The sequence below is a fragment of the Nocardia sp. NPDC004718 genome (assembly GCF_053601535.1).
In genome coordinates this window covers 22,563-42,403 of record NZ_JBSGCA010000018.1, presented here as the reverse complement: position 1 = coordinate 42,403, position 19,841 = coordinate 22,563, and the positions used below count along the sequence as shown (strand labels likewise).

19 protein-coding genes and 1 pseudogene are annotated in these 19,841 nt (G+C 69.7%); 10 read left to right on the top strand and 10 right to left on the bottom strand.

What is annotated here, in order from left to right; genetic code table 11:
• Window positions 1-81 precede the first annotated feature (81 nt).
• The 3 genes from ACWEH3_RS16035 to ACWEH3_RS16025 form a co-directional block, all read right to left on the bottom strand.
• The gene (locus ACWEH3_RS16035; RefSeq protein WP_450017455.1) at window positions 82-1,176 is read right to left on the bottom strand and encodes a FecCD family ABC transporter permease; all 1,095 of its coding nucleotides are present in this window, start codon (window positions 1,174-1,176) and stop codon (window positions 82-84) included.
• Window positions 1,173-2,162 (bottom strand): heme/hemin ABC transporter substrate-binding protein, encoded by a 990-nt coding sequence (locus ACWEH3_RS16030; protein WP_450017530.1) that lies wholly within the window; start codon window positions 2,160-2,162, stop codon window positions 1,173-1,175. Before ACWEH3_RS16030 ends, ACWEH3_RS16035 begins: the two co-directional genes overlap by 4 nt.
• An 83-nt stretch (window positions 2,163-2,245) precedes the next feature.
• Window positions 2,246-3,205: an aldo/keto reductase gene (locus tag ACWEH3_RS16025; RefSeq protein WP_450017457.1), complete on the bottom strand. Its 960-nt coding sequence runs from the start codon at window positions 3,203-3,205 to the stop codon at window positions 2,246-2,248.
• Between the two features lie 279 nt (window positions 3,206-3,484).
• Here ACWEH3_RS16025 and ACWEH3_RS16020 point away from each other — a divergent pair, with 279 nt between their 5' ends.
• From ACWEH3_RS16020 to ACWEH3_RS15990, 7 genes are all read left to right on the top strand, one after another.
• A complete protein-coding gene (locus ACWEH3_RS16020) occupies window positions 3,485-4,414 on the top strand; it encodes an undecaprenyl-diphosphate phosphatase (RefSeq protein WP_355078058.1) in 930 nt (309 codons plus the stop codon).
• Window positions 4,415-4,430: 16 nt separating this feature from the next.
• Window positions 4,431-5,189 (top strand): histidine phosphatase family protein, encoded by a 759-nt coding sequence (locus ACWEH3_RS16015; protein WP_450017459.1) that lies wholly within the window; start codon window positions 4,431-4,433, stop codon window positions 5,187-5,189.
• A 71-nt stretch (window positions 5,190-5,260) separates the two neighbouring features.
• Window positions 5,261-5,845, top strand: a complete 585-nt coding sequence (locus tag ACWEH3_RS16010) for a DUF3090 domain-containing protein (RefSeq protein WP_450017461.1) — start codon at window positions 5,261-5,263, stop codon at window positions 5,843-5,845.
• Between the two features lie 4 nt (window positions 5,846-5,849).
• Window positions 5,850-6,659 (top strand): SCO1664 family protein, encoded by an 810-nt coding sequence (locus ACWEH3_RS16005; RefSeq protein ID WP_450017463.1) that lies wholly within the window; start codon window positions 5,850-5,852, stop codon window positions 6,657-6,659.
• 78 nt (window positions 6,660-6,737) lie between these two features.
• A complete protein-coding gene (locus ACWEH3_RS16000) occupies window positions 6,738-7,160 on the top strand; it encodes a hypothetical protein (RefSeq protein WP_450017465.1) in 423 nt (140 codons plus the stop codon).
• Window positions 7,161-7,297: 137 nt separating this feature from the next.
• Window positions 7,298-8,536 carry a cysteine--1-D-myo-inosityl 2-amino-2-deoxy-alpha-D-glucopyranoside ligase gene (gene mshC / locus ACWEH3_RS15995; RefSeq protein WP_450017467.1) on the top strand — a complete coding sequence of 413 codons (1,239 nt, stop codon included), beginning with the start codon at window positions 7,298-7,300 and terminating at the stop codon, window positions 8,534-8,536.
• Window positions 8,537-8,579: 43 nt separating this feature from the next.
• Window positions 8,580-9,659, top strand: coding sequence for an MBL fold metallo-hydrolase (locus tag ACWEH3_RS15990; protein ID WP_450017469.1), 1,080 nt, complete (start codon window positions 8,580-8,582; stop codon window positions 9,657-9,659).
• A gap of 70 nt (window positions 9,660-9,729) precedes the next feature.
• On the opposite strand, the pseudogene ACWEH3_RS15985 reads toward ACWEH3_RS15990, so the two are convergent.
• From ACWEH3_RS15985 to ACWEH3_RS15970, 4 genes and pseudogenes are all read right to left on the bottom strand, one after another.
• Window positions 9,730-9,910 (bottom strand): annotated as a pseudogene (locus ACWEH3_RS15985) (AMP-binding protein); the annotation flags it as partial.
• A 217-nt stretch (window positions 9,911-10,127) separates the two neighbouring features.
• Entirely contained in the window at window positions 10,128-10,463 is a 336-nt protein-coding gene (locus ACWEH3_RS15980; protein WP_450017471.1) for a hypothetical protein, read from the bottom strand.
• Between the two features lie 91 nt (window positions 10,464-10,554).
• On the bottom strand, window positions 10,555-11,205 hold the full coding sequence (locus tag ACWEH3_RS15975; RefSeq protein ID WP_450017473.1) for an enoyl-CoA hydratase-related protein: 651 nt from the start codon (window positions 11,203-11,205) through the stop codon (window positions 10,555-10,557).
• Window positions 11,206-11,239: 34 nt separating this feature from the next.
• Complete coding sequence (locus tag ACWEH3_RS15970; RefSeq protein WP_450017475.1) at window positions 11,240-11,842, bottom strand: TetR family transcriptional regulator; 603 nt, start codon at window positions 11,840-11,842, stop codon at window positions 11,240-11,242.
• A gap of 211 nt (window positions 11,843-12,053) precedes the next feature.
• On the opposite strand from ACWEH3_RS15970, the gene ACWEH3_RS15965 reads away from it, so the two are divergent.
• On the top strand, window positions 12,054-12,602 hold the full coding sequence (locus ACWEH3_RS15965; RefSeq protein ID WP_450017477.1) for a TetR/AcrR family transcriptional regulator: 549 nt from the start codon (window positions 12,054-12,056) through the stop codon (window positions 12,600-12,602).
• Between the two features lie 10 nt (window positions 12,603-12,612).
• Here the strand turns inward: ACWEH3_RS15965 and ACWEH3_RS15960 are convergent, their stop codons facing one another.
• Window positions 12,613-14,469, bottom strand: coding sequence for a Na+/H+ antiporter (locus tag ACWEH3_RS15960; protein ID WP_450017479.1), 1,857 nt, complete (start codon window positions 14,467-14,469; stop codon window positions 12,613-12,615).
• 128 nt (window positions 14,470-14,597) lie between these two features.
• On the opposite strand from ACWEH3_RS15960, the gene ACWEH3_RS15955 reads away from it, so the two are divergent.
• Window positions 14,598-15,500, top strand: coding sequence for an alpha/beta fold hydrolase (locus ACWEH3_RS15955; RefSeq protein WP_450017481.1), 903 nt, complete (start codon window positions 14,598-14,600; stop codon window positions 15,498-15,500).
• Between the two features lie 156 nt (window positions 15,501-15,656).
• On the top strand, window positions 15,657-16,628 hold the full coding sequence (locus ACWEH3_RS15950) for an enoyl-CoA hydratase/isomerase family protein (protein WP_450017483.1): 972 nt from the start codon (window positions 15,657-15,659) through the stop codon (window positions 16,626-16,628).
• A gap of 77 nt (window positions 16,629-16,705) precedes the next feature.
• Here ACWEH3_RS15950 and ACWEH3_RS15945 read toward each other — a convergent pair whose 3' ends face one another.
• Window positions 16,706-17,290 carry an SMI1/KNR4 family protein gene (locus ACWEH3_RS15945; RefSeq protein ID WP_450017485.1) on the bottom strand — a complete coding sequence of 195 codons (585 nt, stop codon included), beginning with the start codon at window positions 17,288-17,290 and terminating at the stop codon, window positions 16,706-16,708.
• Window positions 17,291-17,580: 290 nt separating this feature from the next.
• Window positions 17,581-19,794 (bottom strand): molybdopterin oxidoreductase family protein, encoded by a 2,214-nt coding sequence (locus ACWEH3_RS15940; RefSeq protein WP_450017486.1) that lies wholly within the window; start codon window positions 19,792-19,794, stop codon window positions 17,581-17,583.
• Window positions 19,795-19,841: the final 47 nt, after the last annotated feature.

The following is a 19,841-nucleotide window of genomic DNA, read 5'->3' as shown; positions in this document are numbered from 1 at the left end:
CCGCATCTCCCGTCGAGCGGCACACCATCGAGAGGTCTGCTCGGCGTCCGCCGCAGCCAAGCGCCACCCGGCGAGGCCCGCTCATGCCCAGCCTCCGGCCCGGGCGCGGGTGCGGCGCAGCAGGTAGAAGAAGACCGGGCCGCCGATGAGGGAGGTGAGCATGCCCAGCGGCAGGTCGGCGTTGTCGACGAGGGAGCGGGCGGCGACGTCGGCGGCCAGCAGCACCACCGCGCCGACGACGGCGCTGAGCAGAATCAGGATCCGGTGGGCCGGGCCGACCAGCATCCGCACCAGATGCGGCACGATCAGACCGACGAACAGGATGATGCCGGTGAACGCGACACCGGCGGTGGCCAGGATCGCCACCACCACGATCACGTTGCGCCGCAACCGCTCCACGTCGACACCCAGATGGCGGGCCGCCGACTCTCCGAGCGCCAGCAGATCCAGCCGCGGCGCCAGCAGCACCGCCGCCGCCACACCGACCGCGGCCAGCGGCGCGACCACACCCACCGACTCCCAGGTGGCCCCGTTGAGCGACCCCAGTTGCCAGAACACGATCTGATCGCGCGCGGCGGGGGAGGCCACGAACAGCAGCAGCGCGATCAATCCGCCCGCGAACGCGTTGATCGCGACACCGGTCAACACCAGCGTGACGACCTCGGTGCGGCCGCCCGAGCGCGCCAGCAGATACACCAGCAACGTGGTCGCCAGCCCCGCCACGAACGCCGCCGCGGCCACCGACCACGCCGCCACGAACGCCCCGCCCACCACGATGACCGTGCCCGCACCGACCGCGGCCCCCGCCGACACCCCGATCACGCCGGGCTCGGCGAGCGGATTGGCGAACACACCCTGCAACAACGCACCCGCTGTCGCCAGCGCCGCACCGACCAGCATCGCCAGCACCACCCGCGGGAACCGCACCTGCCACAACGTCACCTCACCGGCAGGATGCGCGGGCATCGGCCCGACCTCCAGCCCCATCCGGTGCAATACGCTGCCCGCCACCTCGGCGGGCGTCGTCGGCACCTGACCGATCGCCGCCGACGCCACCGCCAGCGAGACCAGCCCGGCCACCGCCACCGCGAACACCAGCAGCACCCGCGAACGGCCCCGCGACTTCGGCAGCGGCGGCACCGGCGGCCGCGCGGTGTCCGTCTTCGAGACGCTCATGCGTGCCCGGTGCCGTACACCGCCGCGCTCAACGCCGCGATCACCCGGCCGGTGTTCGGCCCGAAACTCAGCAGCACCGCATCCGACATGTCCACCACACGCCGGTCGCGGCCCGCCGGGGACTGCGCGATCCCCGGCACCTTTTCCAGCCCCTCCACACCGCCGACGGACTTCAACCCGTCCGACATCACCAGCAGCACATCCGGCGCCGCGCCGATCATGGCCTCACTGGTGATCGCCGTGAACGGCTCTTTCACCCCGGCCACCGCGCCCGCGTCCCGCGCACGCAGCGCCGCGATCAACGCGTCCGCACCCGACCCGGGCCCGGCGAGCATCGTGATCGCGGTGGAACGCAGATACAGGAACGCGATGGTCAGCTGCGGGTCCTGCGCGGGCACCGCGGCGCTCGCGGCGGCGATCTCGTCGCGGGTGCGCCGCGCCAGCGCCTGCCCCCGCTCCGGCACCCCCAACGCGCCCGCCACCGCCTCGATCTGCGGCACCACCCCGTCCATCGTGCGCTCCGGATCGAAGTACACGACCGTGACCCCCGCCGCACGCAACTGCTCACGCACCGCGGGCGCCGCGCTGGTGGTGTCGGTCAAGAACACCGACGGCCGCATCGCCAGCACCGACTCCACATTCAGCGACCCGTTGCCCCCGGCCACGTTCGGCACATCCCGCACCGCGGGAAACGCCGCCGAGGTGCTGCGGCCCACCAGCTTGGGCCCCAGCCCCAGCGCGTACACGATCTGGGCGAGGGTGCCGTAGCGATCCACGGCGATGATGCGGGAGGCGTCGGTGACGGTCACCGCGGCGCCGTCGAACGAACGCACCGTCACCGGCAGCGTGGGCGTGGGCTCCGGCCCGATGGGCACCGGATCCAGATCGGTCAGCGTCGCCGTCGTCGGCCCGTGCCCGCCGTGCGAGGACCCGGCGTCGGCGCCACACGCGACCACCACCGCCAGCAAGCTCACCGCGAACAACATCGGCAGGGCGCGCCGCCATCCGGTTCGGATCCGACTCCCACCCCTGGCCGCTGCAGTGCTCATGCAGGCAAGGCTAATCTGTGTCACTCCGCGCGTGCACTGACGTCGTCCAGGGCCGCGGCGATCGCCCGCGGCAACTCCAGGGTCTCGGCGGCCAGCACGCCGGTGAGCTGCCCGATGTCGCGGGCGCCGACGATCATGCTCGCCACCCCCGGCCGGTCCCGGATCCAGGCCAGCGCCACCGCCAGCGGCGAGGTGCCCAACCCGTCCGCGGCGGTCACCAGCGCATCCACCACCCGGGTGGCGCGGTCGTCGAGACCACTGCGGATCTCCGCCGCGGTCGCCTCGTCGGCGCCGCGCGAATCAGCGGGAACACCGTCGCGATACTTGCCGGTGAGGATGCCACCCGCCAACGGCGCCGAGGCGATCACCCCGACACCGTGGAACCGCGCGGCGGGCACGACATCGGTCTCCGCCCCCCGCGCCAGCAGCGAATACGGCGTCTGCGCCGCGGTCACCGGCGCCACCGCGGCCAGACTGGCCAACTGCCAGGCCGCGAACCCGCGCACCCCCGCGTAACGCACCCGGCCCGAGCGCACCACCTGCTCCAACGTGGAGGCGACCTCCTCCAACGGCGTCCGCGGATCCCACACCGCGACATTCCAGATGTCGAGATGATCGGTGCCGAACTCCAGCAGCGTGCGGTCCAGCTGCCGCAGCAGCGCCCGCCGCGAGGTGTCCACCGTGACCTGCGCCGCCTCCGGCATCCCCGCCGCGGCGAATCCCCACGACGCGATCCCGGCGCAACCGCTGAGCACCAGCTCGTCGCGGGAGACCAGGTCACCGAGCAATTCGGCCAGGATCCGCTGCGCGGCCCCGCCCGCGTAGGCGGGGGAGGTGTCCACCAGCGTGCCGCCCGCCTCGACGAACGCCACCAGTTGCCCCGCCGCGTCCTCGGCGTCGGTGTGCGCACCCCAGGTATGGGTCGCCAGGCCCATCCGCGACACCCGCAGGCCGCTGCGGCCCACCGTCCGCTGTTCCATCACCGTGTCCGCGCATTCGTCACGGCGCCAAGCCTAGAGTGTGGATACGCGACTCGGCGGCCACCAGTACAGTGTCGCGCCCCGGTGCGGCGAGCACACCCGCGACCCGCGCGGTGGCGGCAGCGCCACAGCCGGGCACGCCGCCGCGGCCTCGACACTGTACTGTCGCTGCGTGATTGGCGCGGTGGTCAGGAAGAATCGACCGATCGCCGCACCAACACCCAGGTTGCAACGCGTATTCGGCGCGGAAGTGGAGGATGGTTCGTGGTAGGCGAGTCGATGACCTGGGTGCAGGCCTTGGTACTGGGTCTGGTGCAGGGACTGACGGAGTTCCTGCCGATCTCCTCCTCGGCGCATCTGCGCATCGTCTCGTCGGTCTTCTTCGGCGACGACGCGGGCGCCTCGTTCACCGCGGTCACCCAGCTGGGCACCGAAGCCGCGGTGCTGGTGTACTTCGCCAAGGACATCTGGCGGATCCTGTTGGCCTGGTTCGCGGGTCTGCGCGAGCAACTGACCACGCGCGGCCGCCAGCAGATCCCGCTGCACGATCAGCCCACGACGAGACTTCCGGTCATCACCGCCGACCACAAGCGCGTCTTCGACGAACAGGCCCAGCGCGAACTCGACTACCGCATCGGCTGGTATGTGATCATCGCCACCATCCCGATCGGTGTGCTGGGATTCTTGCTCAAAGACGAGATCCGCACCGGCGCCCGCAATCTGTGGCTGGTGTCGTTCATGCTGATCTTCTTCGCCCTGGTCATCGCCGCCGGTGAACACTTCGGCCGCAAGGATCGCCCGATCGAGCAACTGACCACCCGTGACGGGCTGGCCATGGGTTTCGCGCAGTGCCTGGCGCTGATCCCCGGTGTCTCACGCTCGGGCGCCACCTCCACCGCGGGCCTGTTCCTGGGCTTGGAGCGCGAAGCGGCCGTACGGTTTTCGTTCCTGCTGGCCATCCCGGCCGTGACCGCATCGGGCCTGTTCAGCCTGCCGGACGCGTTCGAACCCGCTGGTGAGGGCCTCAACGCCAGCGGACCGCAACTGCTGGTGGCCACCGTGCTGGCGTTCGCGGTCGGCTACGCGTCGGTGGCGTGGCTGCTGCGTTTCGTGGCACGGCATTCGCTGTACTGGTTCGTCGGCTACCGCATCGTGCTGGGCGCGATCCTCATGGGTCTGCTGGCGGGCGGGGTGGTCTCGGCGACATGATCGCTAGGCTGACCGCATGACGGTGATCCTGTTGCGGCACGGTGTGTCGACCTCGAACACCGCCCGCACCCTGGCCGGTCGCAGCACCGGCGTCGAGCTCACCGAGCGCGGCGAGGAGCAGGCGAGGGCCGTGGCCGAACGACTGGCCGGGCTGCCCATCGAACGGATCGTGCACTCCCCGCTGCTGCGCTGCCAGCGCACGGTCGCGCCGCTGGCGGAGAAGTTCGGGCTGGAACCGGTATTCGACGACCGGCTGCTCGAGGTGGACTACGGCGAGTGGACCGGGCGGCCCATCGCCGAACTCCTGGAGGAACCGCTGTGGAAGGTCGTGCAACGGCACGCCTCCGGCGCGGTGTTTCCCGGCGGAGAAGGGCTGGCGCACGTACAAGCCCGCGCGGTCGCCGCGATCCGCGAACACGACCGCGCCCTGGCCGAGCAGCACGGCCGCGACGCGCTGTGGGTGGCGTGCACGCACGGCGACGTGATCAAGTCGGTACTCGCCGACGCCCTGGGCATCCACCTCGACGGCTTCCAGCGGATCCTCGTCGAACCGGCCTCGCTCAGCGTCGTGCGCTACACCCCGACCGCACCGTACGTGTGGCGGCTCAACGACACCGGCGCCGACCTGTCGGCCCTCGCCGCCTCCGGCGGTCAACAGCAGGCGGCGGCGTCGTCGACGCCGGGAGGCGAGGTCTCCGGACCAGTCCCCGGTGGCGAGCTCGGCAATAGCGCAAGTGCGGATAATGGGAATGCGGAGCGTCGAGATTCCTTGTAAACAACCGAGCGGTCGTTGTATGGGATCCCCGCGCCGCGGGTAGTCGATCAGGGTCATATCAGGAGGTGCATGTGTCACGCGCAATCCATGTATTCCGCACCCCCGATCGTTTCGTCGCCGGGACCGTCGGTGAGCCGGGCGATCGCTCGTTCTATCTGCAGGCCGTGCAGGAACCGCGCGTGGTCAGCGTGCTGCTGGAAAAGCAGCAGGTCAAGGTGCTCGCCGACCGGATGGGTCTGCTGCTGGACGAGGTCGCGCGCCGCTTCGGCGCCGAAGTGCCCCCGCAAGCCGAGGACGTCGCCGACAACGCACCGCTTGTCACCCCCATCGACGCCGAGTTCCGTGTCGGCACCATGGGCCTGGGCTGGGACGCCGACGCGGGCGCGGTGGTGGTGGAACTGCTGGCGATCACCGAGACCGAGGTCGACGAGTCGGTGGTCCTCGACGACACCGAAGAGGGCCCCGACGCGGTGCGGGTGTTCCTCACCCCGATCCAGGCCCGCGAATTCGCGCTGCGCTCCACCCGGGTGATCGCGGCGGGCCGCCCGCCGTGCCCGCTGTGCGGTGAGCCGCTGTCGGCGCGCGGGCACATGTGCGTGCGCACCAACGGCTACAAACGCGGTGAGATCTTCGGCGCGGCCGAAATGGAGGAGTGATTCGGTGGCCGAGGCCGGGGACGGATTCCACAACGGTGAACTGACCGTGGTCGGGCGGGTGAGCACCGCCAGCAACGTCACCCTGGTCTGCGACGTGAACGACACCGTCACCGGCGAGACACCCCTGCGGGTGGTGTACAAACCGATCCGCGGCGAACGACCGCTGTGGGATTTTCCCGACGGCACCTTGGCCGGGCGCGAGGTGGCCTCGTATCTGATCTCCGAGGCGATCGGCTGGGGCGTGATCCCCGAAACCATCTTGCGCGACGGCCCTTTCGGCTTCGGCATGGTGCAACGCTGGGTCGTGGGCGCGGACAACCACACCGACCGCGGCGACCGCCTCGACCTGATCGACCTGTGCCCGGCGGGCGCGGTGCCCGACGGCTTCCGCGAGGTGCTGCGCGCGGTGGACGACGTCGGCAACGAAGTGTCGCTGATCCACGCCGACGATCCGCGGTTGCAGCGTGTGGCGGTGCTGGACGTCCTGCTCAACAACGCCGACCGTAAGGGCGGGCACGCGCTGGAAGGGGTGGACGGGCAGGTCTACGGCGTCGACCACGGCATCTGCCTGCACACCGACCACAAACTGCGCACGGTGCTGTGGGGCTGGGCCGGGCAGCCCATCGACGACGGGCTGATCGCCGACATCACCGCGTTCGCCGAGCAGCTGCCGGGCGCGTTCGCCGACACCCTCGGCGAGCACATCACCGACGCCGAGATCGACGCGTTGATCGAACGCACCCAGCAGGTGCTCGACGACCCGGTGATGCCGGTGCCGCGCACCTCCCGGCCCATTCCGTGGCCTGCGTTCTGATCGTGACCGCTGCCGTGGGCGGGGTTTCCTGGCACAGTTGAAGCTTCGAGCGCTCGATGCGACGACGAGGAGGACGCGATGCCCCACTCCACTCCCGATCGCGCGGCGCCGGTGGTGCGGGTCGTCGTCGGCGCGCCGACCTATCGCATCGCATTGCACTACGTGCACCTCTACGACAAGAAGCCCTACCCCGACACCGACCTGCACCTCTACGACAACGGCGTCTACTGGCTGAGCTCGGCGGGGGAGAACCACTTCGGCGTCTACGTCATGACCGAGGGTTCGGTGGACTCCGGGCGGTTCACCATGCGGTTCATCTCGTTGCCTTCCGCGGACTGGGGCGATACGGTCGCTTATCACGAACTCGAGTTCGACGTCGCGCGCGGGGAATTCACGCAGCTCGCGCTCGCCGACACCGATCCCGACATCCCCGAACTGGACGGGACGTTCGCGATCGGCCTCAACACCGTCACCGATCCCACCCGCGGCACCGACAGCTGATTCAGCGAAACCGTAATTATTGACATCCCACGATTTGCTGGAAGACGCAGGTCGCGGCAGGCGACCCTACCGGCCGCAGGGGCGCGGCGACCGGGCCGGGGGCCGATGATCTCCACGACACCTTTACCCTCGTAAGCATGCAGTCCTGGTCCGATACCGCCCTCCCCACCGTCCCTGGAGCAGGACCGCCGTTGCGGTTGTACGACACCGCCGACCGTCTGGTGCGCCCGGTCACCCCCGGCTCCACCGCCACCATGTACGTCTGCGGCATCACCCCCTACGACGCCACCCACCTCGGGCACGCCGCGACCTACCTGACCTTCGACCTGGTCAACCGGCTGTGGCGCGACGCGGGCCACGACGTGCACTACGTGCAGAACGTCACCGACGTCGACGACCCGCTGTTCGAACGCGCCGCCCGCGACGGCGTGGACTGGCGCGACCTCGGCGCGGCGGAGACCGACCTGTTCCGTGAGGACATGGCCGCGCTGCGGATCGTGCCGCCCCGCGACTACGTCGGCGCCGTCGAATCCGTCGACGAGGTCGTCGAATTCGTGCAGAAACTGCTGGCTTCCGGCGCCGCCTACGTCGTCGACGACGCCGAGTACCCCGACGTCTACTTCCGCGCCGACGCCACCGACCAGTTCGGTTACGAATCCGGCTACGACCGCGCCACCATGCAGCGGCTGTTCGCCGAACGCGGCGGCGACCCGGACCGTCCCGGTAAACGCGACACCATCGACGCGCTGCTGTGGCGCTCGGCGCGGCCCGGCGAGCCGTCCTGGCCCGCCCCGTTCGGTCCGGGCCGACCCGGCTGGCACATCGAGTGTTCGGCGATCGCGTTGAACCGCATCGGCCCGGAATTCGACATTCAGGGCGGCGGCAGTGACCTGATCTACCCCCACCACGAATACTCCGCCGCGCACGCCGAGTCGCTCATCGCGGGCCGCCGCTTCGCCCGCCACTACGTGCACGCCGGCCTGATCGGGCTGGACGGGGAGAAGATGTCGAAGTCCCGCGGCAACCTCGTGCTGGTGTCCACGCTGCGCCGCGGCGGCGTCGACCCGTCCGCCATCCGCCTGGGCCTGCTGGCCGGCCACTACCGGCAAGACCGGATGTGGACCGACGCCCTGCTCGAGCGGGCGCAGCAGCGTTTGGAGCTGTGGCGCGAAGCCGCCGCGTTGCCCGCCGGCCCGTCGGCCACCGACACCGTCGCCCGCCTGCGCCAGCACCTGGCCGACGATCTGGACACCCCCAAGGCGCTCGACGCGCTCGACAACTGGGCCCGCCAGGCACTGGACTACGGCGGCCAGGACACCGACGCGCCCGCGCTGATCGCCACCGCCGTCGACGCCCTGCTGGGCATACGCCTGTAGCCGGTCTCTTGCCCGCATCCCGCGCACGTGATGGGGTACGGGGGTGTGCAAGCTTCCCGGCCTCGGCCTGTTCGGCCCCGGCGGCAAACTGACCTCCCTCAGCGCGGGCTCCTTGCGGCCCCCGGCCGATCCCGCCGACCCGCGCACGATCGCCGCGCGCGCCCGCTTCTTCGGCGCCGACACCGTCGACCCGCAGACCGGCGCACCGCGCACCGACCGGGTCGTGCTGTCGTGGGTCGGCTGCACCACCTTCGCCCTGGCCATCGGCGGTTCGGTGTTCCTGCTCGACGCGTGGGTGCCCCGGCTGACCAGCACCGGTTACGTCCCCGCCACCCCGCAGGACCTGGTGGACCTGGCGCCCGCGGCGATCTTCATCGGCCACGGCCACTTCGACCACGCCGCCGACGCGGGCCGCATCGCTCGAGCCAGCGGCGCGGTCGTGCACGGCACCGCCGAGCACTGCGCGACCATCGCCGCACAGGTCACCGATCCGGCGTTCCCCACCGCCGTGCACGGTGACGTGGGCACCGCGATCGGCGCCAGGGAGGATTTCGCTGTGGGCGCGGTCGAGGTGACCGTCGTGCGGCACCTGCACTCCGCACGCACCCCACCCGATCCCGTCGGCGGATCGCCGCGCTTCTTTCCCCGCCCCGAACCGGGCATCGTGCTCACCCACCCGCCGACGCTGAGCGGTCTGCTGCAAGGTGTGCCGCGGCTGGGCGACCCCGAAGGAGGGGTGCTGCTGTATCAGTTCCGGGTGCCGGGCTTGTGCCTGGTGTGGCACGACTCGACCGGACCGCTCACCGAACGCGCCCCGCAGGTGTTCGACACCCTCGCCGCGCTCCCGGCCACCGACGTGCAGATCGGCGCGGTGCAGGGCTACAACCAGATCAGCAACGGCCTGCGCGATCCCCGCACCTACATCGAAGCCCTCACCCCCGCGCTGTTCGTGCCGAGCCATCACGACAACTGGCTGCCCGGACTCACCGCGAGCGCGGCGACCTACGACGCAGCGTTGCGCGCGGAACTGGAACGGATCTCCGCGCCACGGCGACCGGAACTGCGCACCCTGCACGATCCGGCCGACTACGTGCACCCGCAGCGGCTCACCTTCCGGCTGTGAGCGTGTCCGCGCCGCCGGCGCGGGGTCCGCTGCCCGTCGGGTTCGTGCACGGTCGCGGCGAGGTCTTCGGCAACGCCAGCGTGTCGCCGCGGCCGACACCCGGCGCGGCCAGGCCCGCCGCGACCGCGCGTACTTCTTCGGCGTACACCCGCCAGGTGAGCGTTTGTTCGCCGCCGATGGACCGGACGGCGACCGCGTCGGGTCGCGGCGCTGCGTTGGAATGCGGCGCAGGACGTGTTCGGTTCGGTCATCGCACAACCCCGTTCGGTACACCCGGCTTTCCCGGACCGCAGGTGTCCGGCTGTGCTCGGCGGGGCGCTTTCGCCCGTTTCCGCATCCGCGACCGGTTCGTCCGCGCACGACCGAACCACTTCCGCGGCAACGGGATCGGTGGATCCGGTCGTGCGGATTCCGCTGCCCGCCCGGCCGGGCGATGGGGTCGCGGACCGACCGCCGCGGCGGGGCGGGTCAGGCCGCGCTGCCGCTGCCGGCTTGGAACACGGCGGTCATGAGGTCGGCGAGAACTGTCAGCAATTCCACGATCGCTCCCTTTCGGTAGAAAACACGAGTCAGCAGCGTGTATGACGCGATCGTCCTTCCCGTGAACGTGGAATGAATAAACAGAAACCGACCGGCACGGGACGGGGTGACTGCCGGTGTTCGACCTCTGATACGCGCTGAGCTGGGATTCATCGCCATCTCTGCGGCTTCGGCCGGCCCCCGGTCCGATGGAAAGATTCCCGCTCCCACCGCGCCGCATTCCGCCGACGACTTCACCGTGAAGCCGAAGAAAAGGCGCGACACAGCAATTCGTCAGGAATTATCACCTCACGGAACAAGGGAGAATTCTTGCGACGCAGCAATTTCCGGTGCACCCAGCATCGTGGTCGGAGCGCTAGGTGGTCAGTGCCGTGACGGCGGCGGCGTACATGGTGTTCTTGATCGCCCCGAGAGTGCCGGGGTCCTTGCCGCCCAGCGGGGCCAGCAGCGCTACGGCGGAGTCGGTGACGGCCCCTTCGGCGGCGGTGGCATCGACGATGTCGTAGGCCGCGGCGTCGACGCCGCCGAAGCGGCGGCCGGTGGTCATCGAGGCGACGGCGCTTTTCGGGGTGAGCTTGGCCTGGATCAGCGCGGCCATCCCGGGGGTGAAGGGAATGTGGATGTCGACTTCGGGGAAGCAGAAGTAGCCGCGGTCGGCGCGCATCACGCGGTAGTCGTGGGCGATGGCGAGCATGGCGCCCGCGCCGAAGGCGTGCCCGGGCAGCGCGGCGGCGGTGGGCACGGGCAGGGTGAGCACCCGCGCGAACAGCGCCTGCACCTGCGCGACGTACCACTCGGCGCGATCGGCGTTGGCGCCGAGCCAGGCCTGGTCCAGTCCGTTGGAGTAGAACTTGCCGCTCGCGGTGGTGACCAGGCCCTGTGCGCCGTCGGCGAGGGCGGTGTCGAGGTGGGCGCCGACCTGGTCGAGAAAGTCGGGGGAGAAACGGTTCTCGTCGCCACCGAGGTCGAGAACGGCGATCTTGTCGTAGTAGTCGAGCGTAGGCATCGGGGGTCCTTCCGGTAGGGGGTGAAAACGGGGGTCACAGGGGTGGGGGACCGACGGCGAGTACGGCCCGCACGGCGCTGCGCAGGTATTCCCGTGCGCGCGGATCGGCCAGCCGGTCGCGGCGCAGCAGCACCGCGGTCGGCAGATCGACCAGGCACAGCGTCATGACGTCGACGGCGTGGCGATCGCCGCGCTGCCACAACTGCCGCGACAGCCGCACCAGCAACTCGACAAGCACCGCGTCGGTGGCGGCCAGCTCGGCGGCGACACCTTCGGGCACCTCGCTGAGCAACTCCTCACGCCGCACGGCCAGCAGCAGCCGCGACGACGCGGGGTGGCGTTCGGCGAACAGCGCGGGCGCCTCCGCGGCCGAGACCACGGCCTCGACGTCGCCTCGGCCGTCCGATGCCGCGTCGACCAGCGCGGTCTGCAGGTCGAGAAAGCGGCGCGCGGCACGCAACCAGGTGCGGGCCAGCAACTCCGCGCGTGATCCGAAGGTGTGGTAGATCGCGCCGTTGGACACGCCGGTGGCGGCGGCGACCGCGCGCGTGGTGACCGCGGCGGGGCCGGAGCGAACGGCCAGCGATTCCGCGGCGTCGAGCACGGTGTCGGGGTCGTGGGTCCGGGGGCGGGGCATGCCGCCACTATAACAGAGCAATTGCTCTGTTATGCGCCGCGTGTCCCGCGCGGCCAGATCACCCACGCGCGCTGACTACTTCAGCAGGTAACAGGTACCGAAGCGTCTTCTCGGCGTACGCATCGGTACTTCCCGAGGTCGGTCCAGCCGACGCTACGATGGGGTACTGTTCGGTCCCTCCCCCTGACCGAACGAAGAGAACGGCGCGCGTATGTCACGAGTGGTCACCAAGGAGCAGTACTTCGACACCGGCTTGGAAGTGCTCGCCGATCTCGGCTTCAAGGGTCTCAACATCGGCGTCCTGTGCCGGCAGCTCGGCGTCACCAGCGGATCGTTCTACCACCACTTCGGCAGTTGGCAAGGATTCGTCGACGCCCTGCTCGAACACTGGGAGAACCGCCAAGTGCGCATCCTGGGCACCATGCCGTTCAACCAGGGCAACCCCGATGACGACATCCGCGCCATGTCCGACCTCGCCGCCGGACTGCACCATTCCGCCGAAGCCGCCATCCGCGCCTGGGCGGCCAACGACGAATCGGTCAACCTCGCACTCAAGCGCGTCGACGAATCCCGCAGGCGCACCGTGCACAAAGCGATCAAGGGAGTCGTCGGCGACGACGACACCGCCGCCGTGGTCACCTCACTGGGCATGGCGATGCTCGTCGGCTACCAGCAGATCGCCGCGGGCGGGGAGAACCTGTCACTGGACCAGCTGCTGGCCGAATACGCGCGCCTGATCTACTCCCACGCCCAGCGCTGACCCACTCCGGCTAACCGAGCAGCTCGTCGACATAGCACCAGCGCCACGCCTCTCCCGGCTCCACGCTGCGCATCACCGGATGCCCGCTGGCGGCGTAGTGCTTGGTCGCGTGATTGCCCGGAGACGAGTCGCAGCAGGCGATGTGCCCGCACGACAAGCACATCCGCAGATGCACCCATGCCTGTCCCTCCGCGAGACATTCGCCGCATTCGTCCGGCCCGCCGTGCGCACGCACCAGCGGTGCGTCCCGCAGATGCGCGCAAGCGTCGTCGGCCCCCGCCGCGGCCAGCGGTTCGACCCGTTCTTCCTCGGTCTCGTCGTAGCGATCGATGATCGACTCCTCGAGATCCAACTGCGCCAGCACGTGCTGCAGGATCTCGTAGTCGACGGTGCCCGAATCCCGGACGCGCAAGACCGTTTCGCGTTCGGCCTGCAACATCGCCAACCGCAGCCGCCGGTACTCCGCGGTGGGTGTCACCAGCTCCGACTCCGCCCGCCCCAACCGCTCCCAGGCGGCGTTGGCCTTCCACAGGACGCGATCACGCAACGTCTGCACCACCCCCGGCGGCGTGTCCGGCGTGACCTCCCGCTCGAGCACGGCCAAACCGGCTGCGGTGGCCTGCTGCAACACGTTGGCCTTCTGCAACGCGTCCTCGGCGCGACTGGGCCCGCGCAACCGCAGCCACCGCACCAGCCACGGCAACGACGTGCCCTGCACCAGCAGCGTTCCCGCCACCACCACCAGCGCCAGCAGGCGCAGCACGGCCAGCAACGGAGTGTCCTGCGGCAGCAGCAGCACCGCCGCCAACGTCACCACCCCACGCATCCCCGCCCACGACACCACCACCAGATGACTCACCGGCACCGCGTCGCCGCCACCGAGACTGCGCGACAACAGCGACGACCCGAACACCCAGACCGGACGCGCCAGCATCGTCGCGGCCAGCACCGCCACCGCCGACCACAGCAGGGTGGTGTGGTCGAGCTCGCTGCGCCAAGCACCCTCCACGATGCCGCGCACCTGCAACCCGATCAGCACGAACACCGCGCTCTCCAGGATGAACTGGATCGTGCGCCAATTGATGCGCTCGGAGATCCGCGACGCGGCGCTCTGCCACACCGGCGCGTTGTGTCCGAGGATCATCCCGCACACGACCACCGCGATCACCCCCGAGGCGTGGATGCCCTCGGCGGGCAGATACGCCGCGAACGGCGCCAGGAACGACAACGTCGTGTCCATCACCGGGTCGGTGATCCGCCGCCGCAGCATCGCCAGCAGATAGGCCACCACCACTCCCACCGCCGCGCCGCCACCGGCCGCCAGCACGAAATCGGCGCCGGCCGCCCACACCGACACCGTGCCCACCATCGCCGCCAGCGCCGTCCGCAACGCCACCAGCGCGGTCGCGTCGTTGAACAGCGACTCGTCCTCCAGGATCGTCACGATCCGCCGCGGCATCCCGATCCGCCGCGCCACCGCCGTGGCGGCCACCGCATCCGGCGGAGCCACCACCGCACCCAGCGCGACAGCGACCGCGAACGGCACCGGCAGCAGCCACCACACCACCACCGCCACCACGAAGGTCGTGAACAACACCAACCCCACCGACAACAACCCGATCGTGCGCGCATTCGCCCGGAAATCCACCAGCGACGTGCGGATCGCGGCCGTATACAGCAAAGGAGGCAGGAAACCGAGCAGAATGATCTCCGGCTCCAAATGGATCTCCGGCAGCAACGGCAGATACGACGCCGCCACCCCGCCCACCGTCAGTACCAGCGGTTCGGAGATCCCGAACCGTCGCGCCAGCGCCGCCAACGCGGCCGCCGACGCGACGAGAACAACCAGGCCGATCGCGACATGCACGGTGGAATTCTCCCAGAGCGCACGATCGGCTATCGGGTCGGCGCGGTAGATGACACGTGCACGGCCGACCGAACTACTGTGCCCGGGCGCACACACGCGCCATGCTTGTCCACGACAAGGAGGTAGACATGGAGGAGTTCGCGTCCTGGCGGGCGAACGGACGACGCCACACTCATCGCGGCCACCAGATCTTCTGGCGCGACGGAGGCGCAGGCACCGACGGGACGCTGGTGTGCATCCACGGATTTCCCACCGCGTCCTGGGACTGGCATCGGATCTGGCCGGCCCTGTGCGAACGATTCGCCAGGGTCATCGCCCCCGACATGATCGGCTTCGGCTGGTCGGCCAAACCCCGCCACTACGACTACCGCATCACCGACCAAGCCGACATCCACGAGAACCTGCTGCGAGAACAGGGCATCAGCCGGTACCACATCCTCGCCCACGACTACGGCGACACCGTCGCCCAGGAGCTTTTGGCCCGCGACGCCGAACGCCGCGCGGCCGGCGACGAATCCCTGGTGATCGAGTCGGTGTGCCTGCTCAACGGCGGCTTGTTCCCCGAAACACACCGCCCCCGCCTGGTGCAGCGGCTGCTGGCGAGCCCGCTCGGCCCGCTGATCGGCGTCCTGGGCACCGAACGCACCTTCCACCACAGCTTGGCCGCGGTATTCGGGCCCGACACCAAACCCACCGACATCGAACTGCACCAGTTCTGGCTGCTGTGGTGCAGCAAGCACGGCAAAAGCAACGGCCACAAACTCATCCGCTACATGGCCGAACGCCGCAAGCAGCGCACGCGCTGGGTGGGCGCACTGCAACGGGCCCAGGTCCCGCTCCGGCTCGTCGACGGCCTGTCCGATCCCGTCTCCGGCGGCCACATGGTGCACCGCTACCGCGAACTGATCACCGACCCCGATGTCGTGGAACTGTCGCGAATCGGCCACTACCCGCAACTGGAGGCACCCGAGCAGACCCTCGCGGCATTCCTGGAATTCCACGACACCCGCGTCCACAAGCCCACGGCCTGACCGATGGTGCGGACCGGCCCCGCCGGTCCGCACCATCACCGTGTATCCGCACCATCACCGTGTAGTCCACGACCGCGCTGGACCGCTTCCGAAACCCGTTCGCGTGGAACCGTTCTCGCGTCCCGACCGCCGACATGCGCACCGAAGGAGCCGCCGATGTCCGCCGCCGACCTGCCCCTGGAAACCATCGAACTCGACCAGTCCGGGCGGGTACTCACCGCGCGTGTCGTCGCGCCCCCGTGGAACTTCGTCACCACCGCGGTCGTCCGCGACCTCGACCTTCTCACCGCCGCGGTCGATATCGACGACACCGTGGGCGCGGTCGTGCTCACCGGAGGACTGCCCGGCCGCTTCCTCACCCATGCCGACCCTGCCGCCCTCGGCGGCATGATCGAGAAACCACGCCCCTTCGTCCCCGCTCGCGCCGCCGCACCGTTCCTGCGCGCCGCCGCTGCCGTCCTGCACGTTCCCGGCGCCACCGACCTGGTCGAACGCCACGGCGGCGGTCTCGGTGCCGGCCTGGTCTGGGGTTACCGCTGGAAACGCACCACCTTGCGGATGAACCGCTCCGGCGTCGCCTACCTCGCCGCCATCAACGGACCCGCACTCGGCGGCGGGCACGAAATCGCGCTGGCCTGCGATCTGCGCTACGCCGCCGACGCCGACCACGTGCGCTTGGGCCAGATCGAGACGCTGGCCAACCTCATCCCCGGCGGCGGCGCGACCCAACGCCTCACCCGGCTGCTCGGCGCCGCCAAAGCCATCGAGGTCACCCTCGAAGGCACGCCGTTCACCGCCCAGGAAGCGCTGCGTCTCGGCCTGGTGAACCGCGTACTGCCGGCCGAGGACCTGCTCGCCGAAACCCAGGCCACCGCGGCCCGGCTGGCCGCCCGCAACCCGGTCGTCGTCGCCGAGCTCAAACGCGCCGTCTACTTCGGCTCCGATAAATCCCTCTCCCGCGGCCTCGACGCCGAACAAGCCGGGTTCGTCTCCGTCGGCACCACCACCGCGGCCGCCCGCACCACCAAAGCCTTCTTCGAAGACCTCCACCGCCTCGCCGACACCCCGTTCCTGGCCGACCCCCAACCCTGGCTGGACGGCACCCGCGTCGACCAGGTGAGCAAATGACCCACCTCGCGGGGGACGTCAGCGTTCGATGCTCATAGTCAGGTGCAGTGAAGTCCGGCGCAGCGGGAGCGAGTCGCTCAGCCGGGGATGTATGACCCGGACCCGTACTGCTCGACGTCGCGGCGGTACCGGTCCTGCCAGTGCAGGAATTCGTGGCCGTCGCTGCGGAACTTGCCCTGCAGATCGCCGGGAAGGCCTCCGGTACAGCCTCTGGCCAGGAATTCCACCATCCCGTACGGCAGGACCGTCAATTCGTCGTCGAATACGCACACCGGCCACTCGGCGCTCGATTCACCCTCGACGCGCCACAGGTAGTAGTAGTCGCCACCGCCATCAACACCCCAGTGGATATACATGTCACCATCACCCAGAATTTCGGCCCTGTACGGCTTGGCAGCAGCCCGGCGAAACGTCCCGGTGATCTCCACCACACTCGTGCTGTACCGGTGGCCGGGCGCCGTCGCCGGTGCCGCGATCAGCAGCTCGTCGTCGAGCGTCCCGGCGCCGTAGACCGCGAGGAAGTCCAGGTAGTCCGGCGGCAGTTGGACCCCCAACGCGGCCTCGGCCTCCGCCACCCCCTGCAGATCCAGCGCCGCCCACTCCGCGCTGGCCGGCGACGGCGAGAGAATCCGCCGCAAACGTTCGAGCGCATCGCTTGTCATCGGTTCTCCCTGATCCGTCGGGCCCGTCGGAACCGGACTCGCCGGATTCATGTCCGGGTCGACCGTGTCTCGTGACCCGCCCTGGCTTCACGGTTCACAGCCCGTTGCGAGACATCGGTGTTCAGTGCCGGCGGGTGGAGGCGCGCCCATCATGCCAACATTCGCGCGTGTCGGCCTGAAGCTGTTCCCAGTCACGGCTATAGCCCCGCAACGCGCCTTGCATGCGGTAACCGGGGGGAGACCTGAACCACCGACCTCGCGATGGCCGCCCACCCCGCGGTCCACACTCGTCAAGCGGTCGGCGCGGCTTCGCGCTCGCTGAGGTCCACACGCTCCCCGGAGTCGACCGACGCCCGCGTCACCGTCACCCACGTGTTGTTCACCGCCGCCGTCCCCGAGAACGTGTCGGTCACCGCCGGATCGTGCAGCAGGTTCACATTCGCGCCCGGCAGCGACGCCGCCACCGTCCACCCGACACCCGGCTCCTGATGTCCCCACCCGTGCGGGATCGCCACCGTCCCGGCCCGGATGTCGTCGCTGACCTCCAACGGCACCACGATCGCCCCGGTGCGCGAACGCACCGTCACCGGCTCACCGTCGCGCAACCCGCGCGCCGCCGCATCCTGCGGATGCATCAGCGCCGTGCAACGATCGCGCCCCTTCACCATCGACGGCACATTGTGCAGCCACGAATTGTTGCTGCGCAGATGACGGCGACCGATCAACTTCAAGTCGTAGCCGTCGGCAGGCGCGGTCACCGCCTGACCCCGCTGCGCGTCCGCGAGAACTTCACGCGCGGCCGCCACGAAATCCTCCGGCGCCACATGCACCTTCCGATCCTTCGTCCCGAGCAGCGACCGCAGCCTCGGCCGCAACGGACCCAGATCGATACCGCCCGCCGCCGAACGCGCCTTGCCCACCGTCAAACCCTTGCGACCCCGCCGCAACACCCCGTACGGCCCCGCCGCCACCCCGAGCGTGGCGATCCGCACGGGGCTGACCCGATCGAACACCGCGTTGAGCACCCGCGCGGTGAGCCGCCGCGCAGGCAACGGCACCATTTCGGTGACCAACCGCGCCATGATCTGCCAATCCTCCAGCCCATCGGCGGGCGGCTCGAACACGCGCGCGTCGAAACGCAGATTGTTGCGCACACTGAACACCGGGAACAGGATGTTGACGTCATCGCGCTCCAACGGCGAGATCGGCGGCAGGATGATGTCCGCGTGCCGCGTCGTCTCCGTGACGTACATGTCCACGGCCACATAGAAATCCAGCCCGTCCAGCGCCGCCCCCAACCGTCCGCGCTGCGGCGTGGACAACACCGGATTGCCCGCATACGTGATCATCGCGCGGATCCGGCCCGCCCCCTCGGCCGACATCTCCTGCGCCAGCGCAGCCACCGGCAACTCCGATCGGAACGACTTGTAGGTCCCGGAACTGTCGGTCCACGCCCCATACCCCATCGGCAGATACTTCGCATACCGCGGCGCATCGATCGGCGGCGTCGCGAACATCTGCCCACCCGCCCGATCCAAGTTGCCCGTCACCGCGTTGATCGTGTTCACCAGCCAATGCGTCAACGTGCCGGTCACCTGCTGGCACACCCCGATCCGCGCGTACAGCACCGCGGAGGGCGCCGCCGCGTGCTCTCGAGCCAGCCCGCGAATCGTCTCCGCGTCCACTCCCGCGTACTGCGCCATCTGCTCCGGCGACGCCTCGGCCACCAGCGCACACAACTGCTCCCAGCCGGTGCTCGACGCGCGAATCGCCTTCACGTCACACAGATCTTCGGCGACCAGCACATGCAACATCGCCAGCAGCAGATACACATCACCGCCGGCAGCCACCGCGACGTGCTGATCGGCCAGCCGCGCCGTCTCGGTCCGCCGAGGGTCGATCACCACGACCTTCCCGCCGCGCCGCCGCACGTCCCGGATCCGCTGCTTCGCATTCGGCATGGTCGTCACCGACCCGTTCGACACCGCCGGATTCGCCCCCAGGATCACCAGGCGGTCGGTCCGATCGATATCGGTCACCGGCATCAGCACATTCGAGCCGAACATCCGCCACGCGACGAACTCCTGCGGGAACTGATCGATCGACGACGCCGAGAAGAAGTTCCGCGTCAGCAGCACAGCCCGCAGCAACACCGCGTACAGCACCGACGAGCTGTGCGCGGCCGGATTCCCCAGATACATGCCGATCGCGCTGTTGCCGTGCTCGCGACGCACCTTGCGCAACCGCCGACCGATCTCGTCGAATGCCTCGTCCCAGCCGATCGGCTCGAACGACGAACCCACCCGCCGCACCGGCGTCCGCAACCGATCCGGGTCGTGGTGCAACCCACCCATCGCCGTCGCCTTCGGGCAGATGTACCCCTTCGACAGCACGTCCTGCGGATTGCCCTCGATCCGCGTCACCCGGTCACCGGAGACCGTGACGAGAATTCCGCAGTGCGCCTCGCACAACGTGCACTGACGGGCAATGGTGGTCGCACTCATGAATTTTCACCTTCTGCCGGATCGCTTCCCACAGACTATCTGGGACA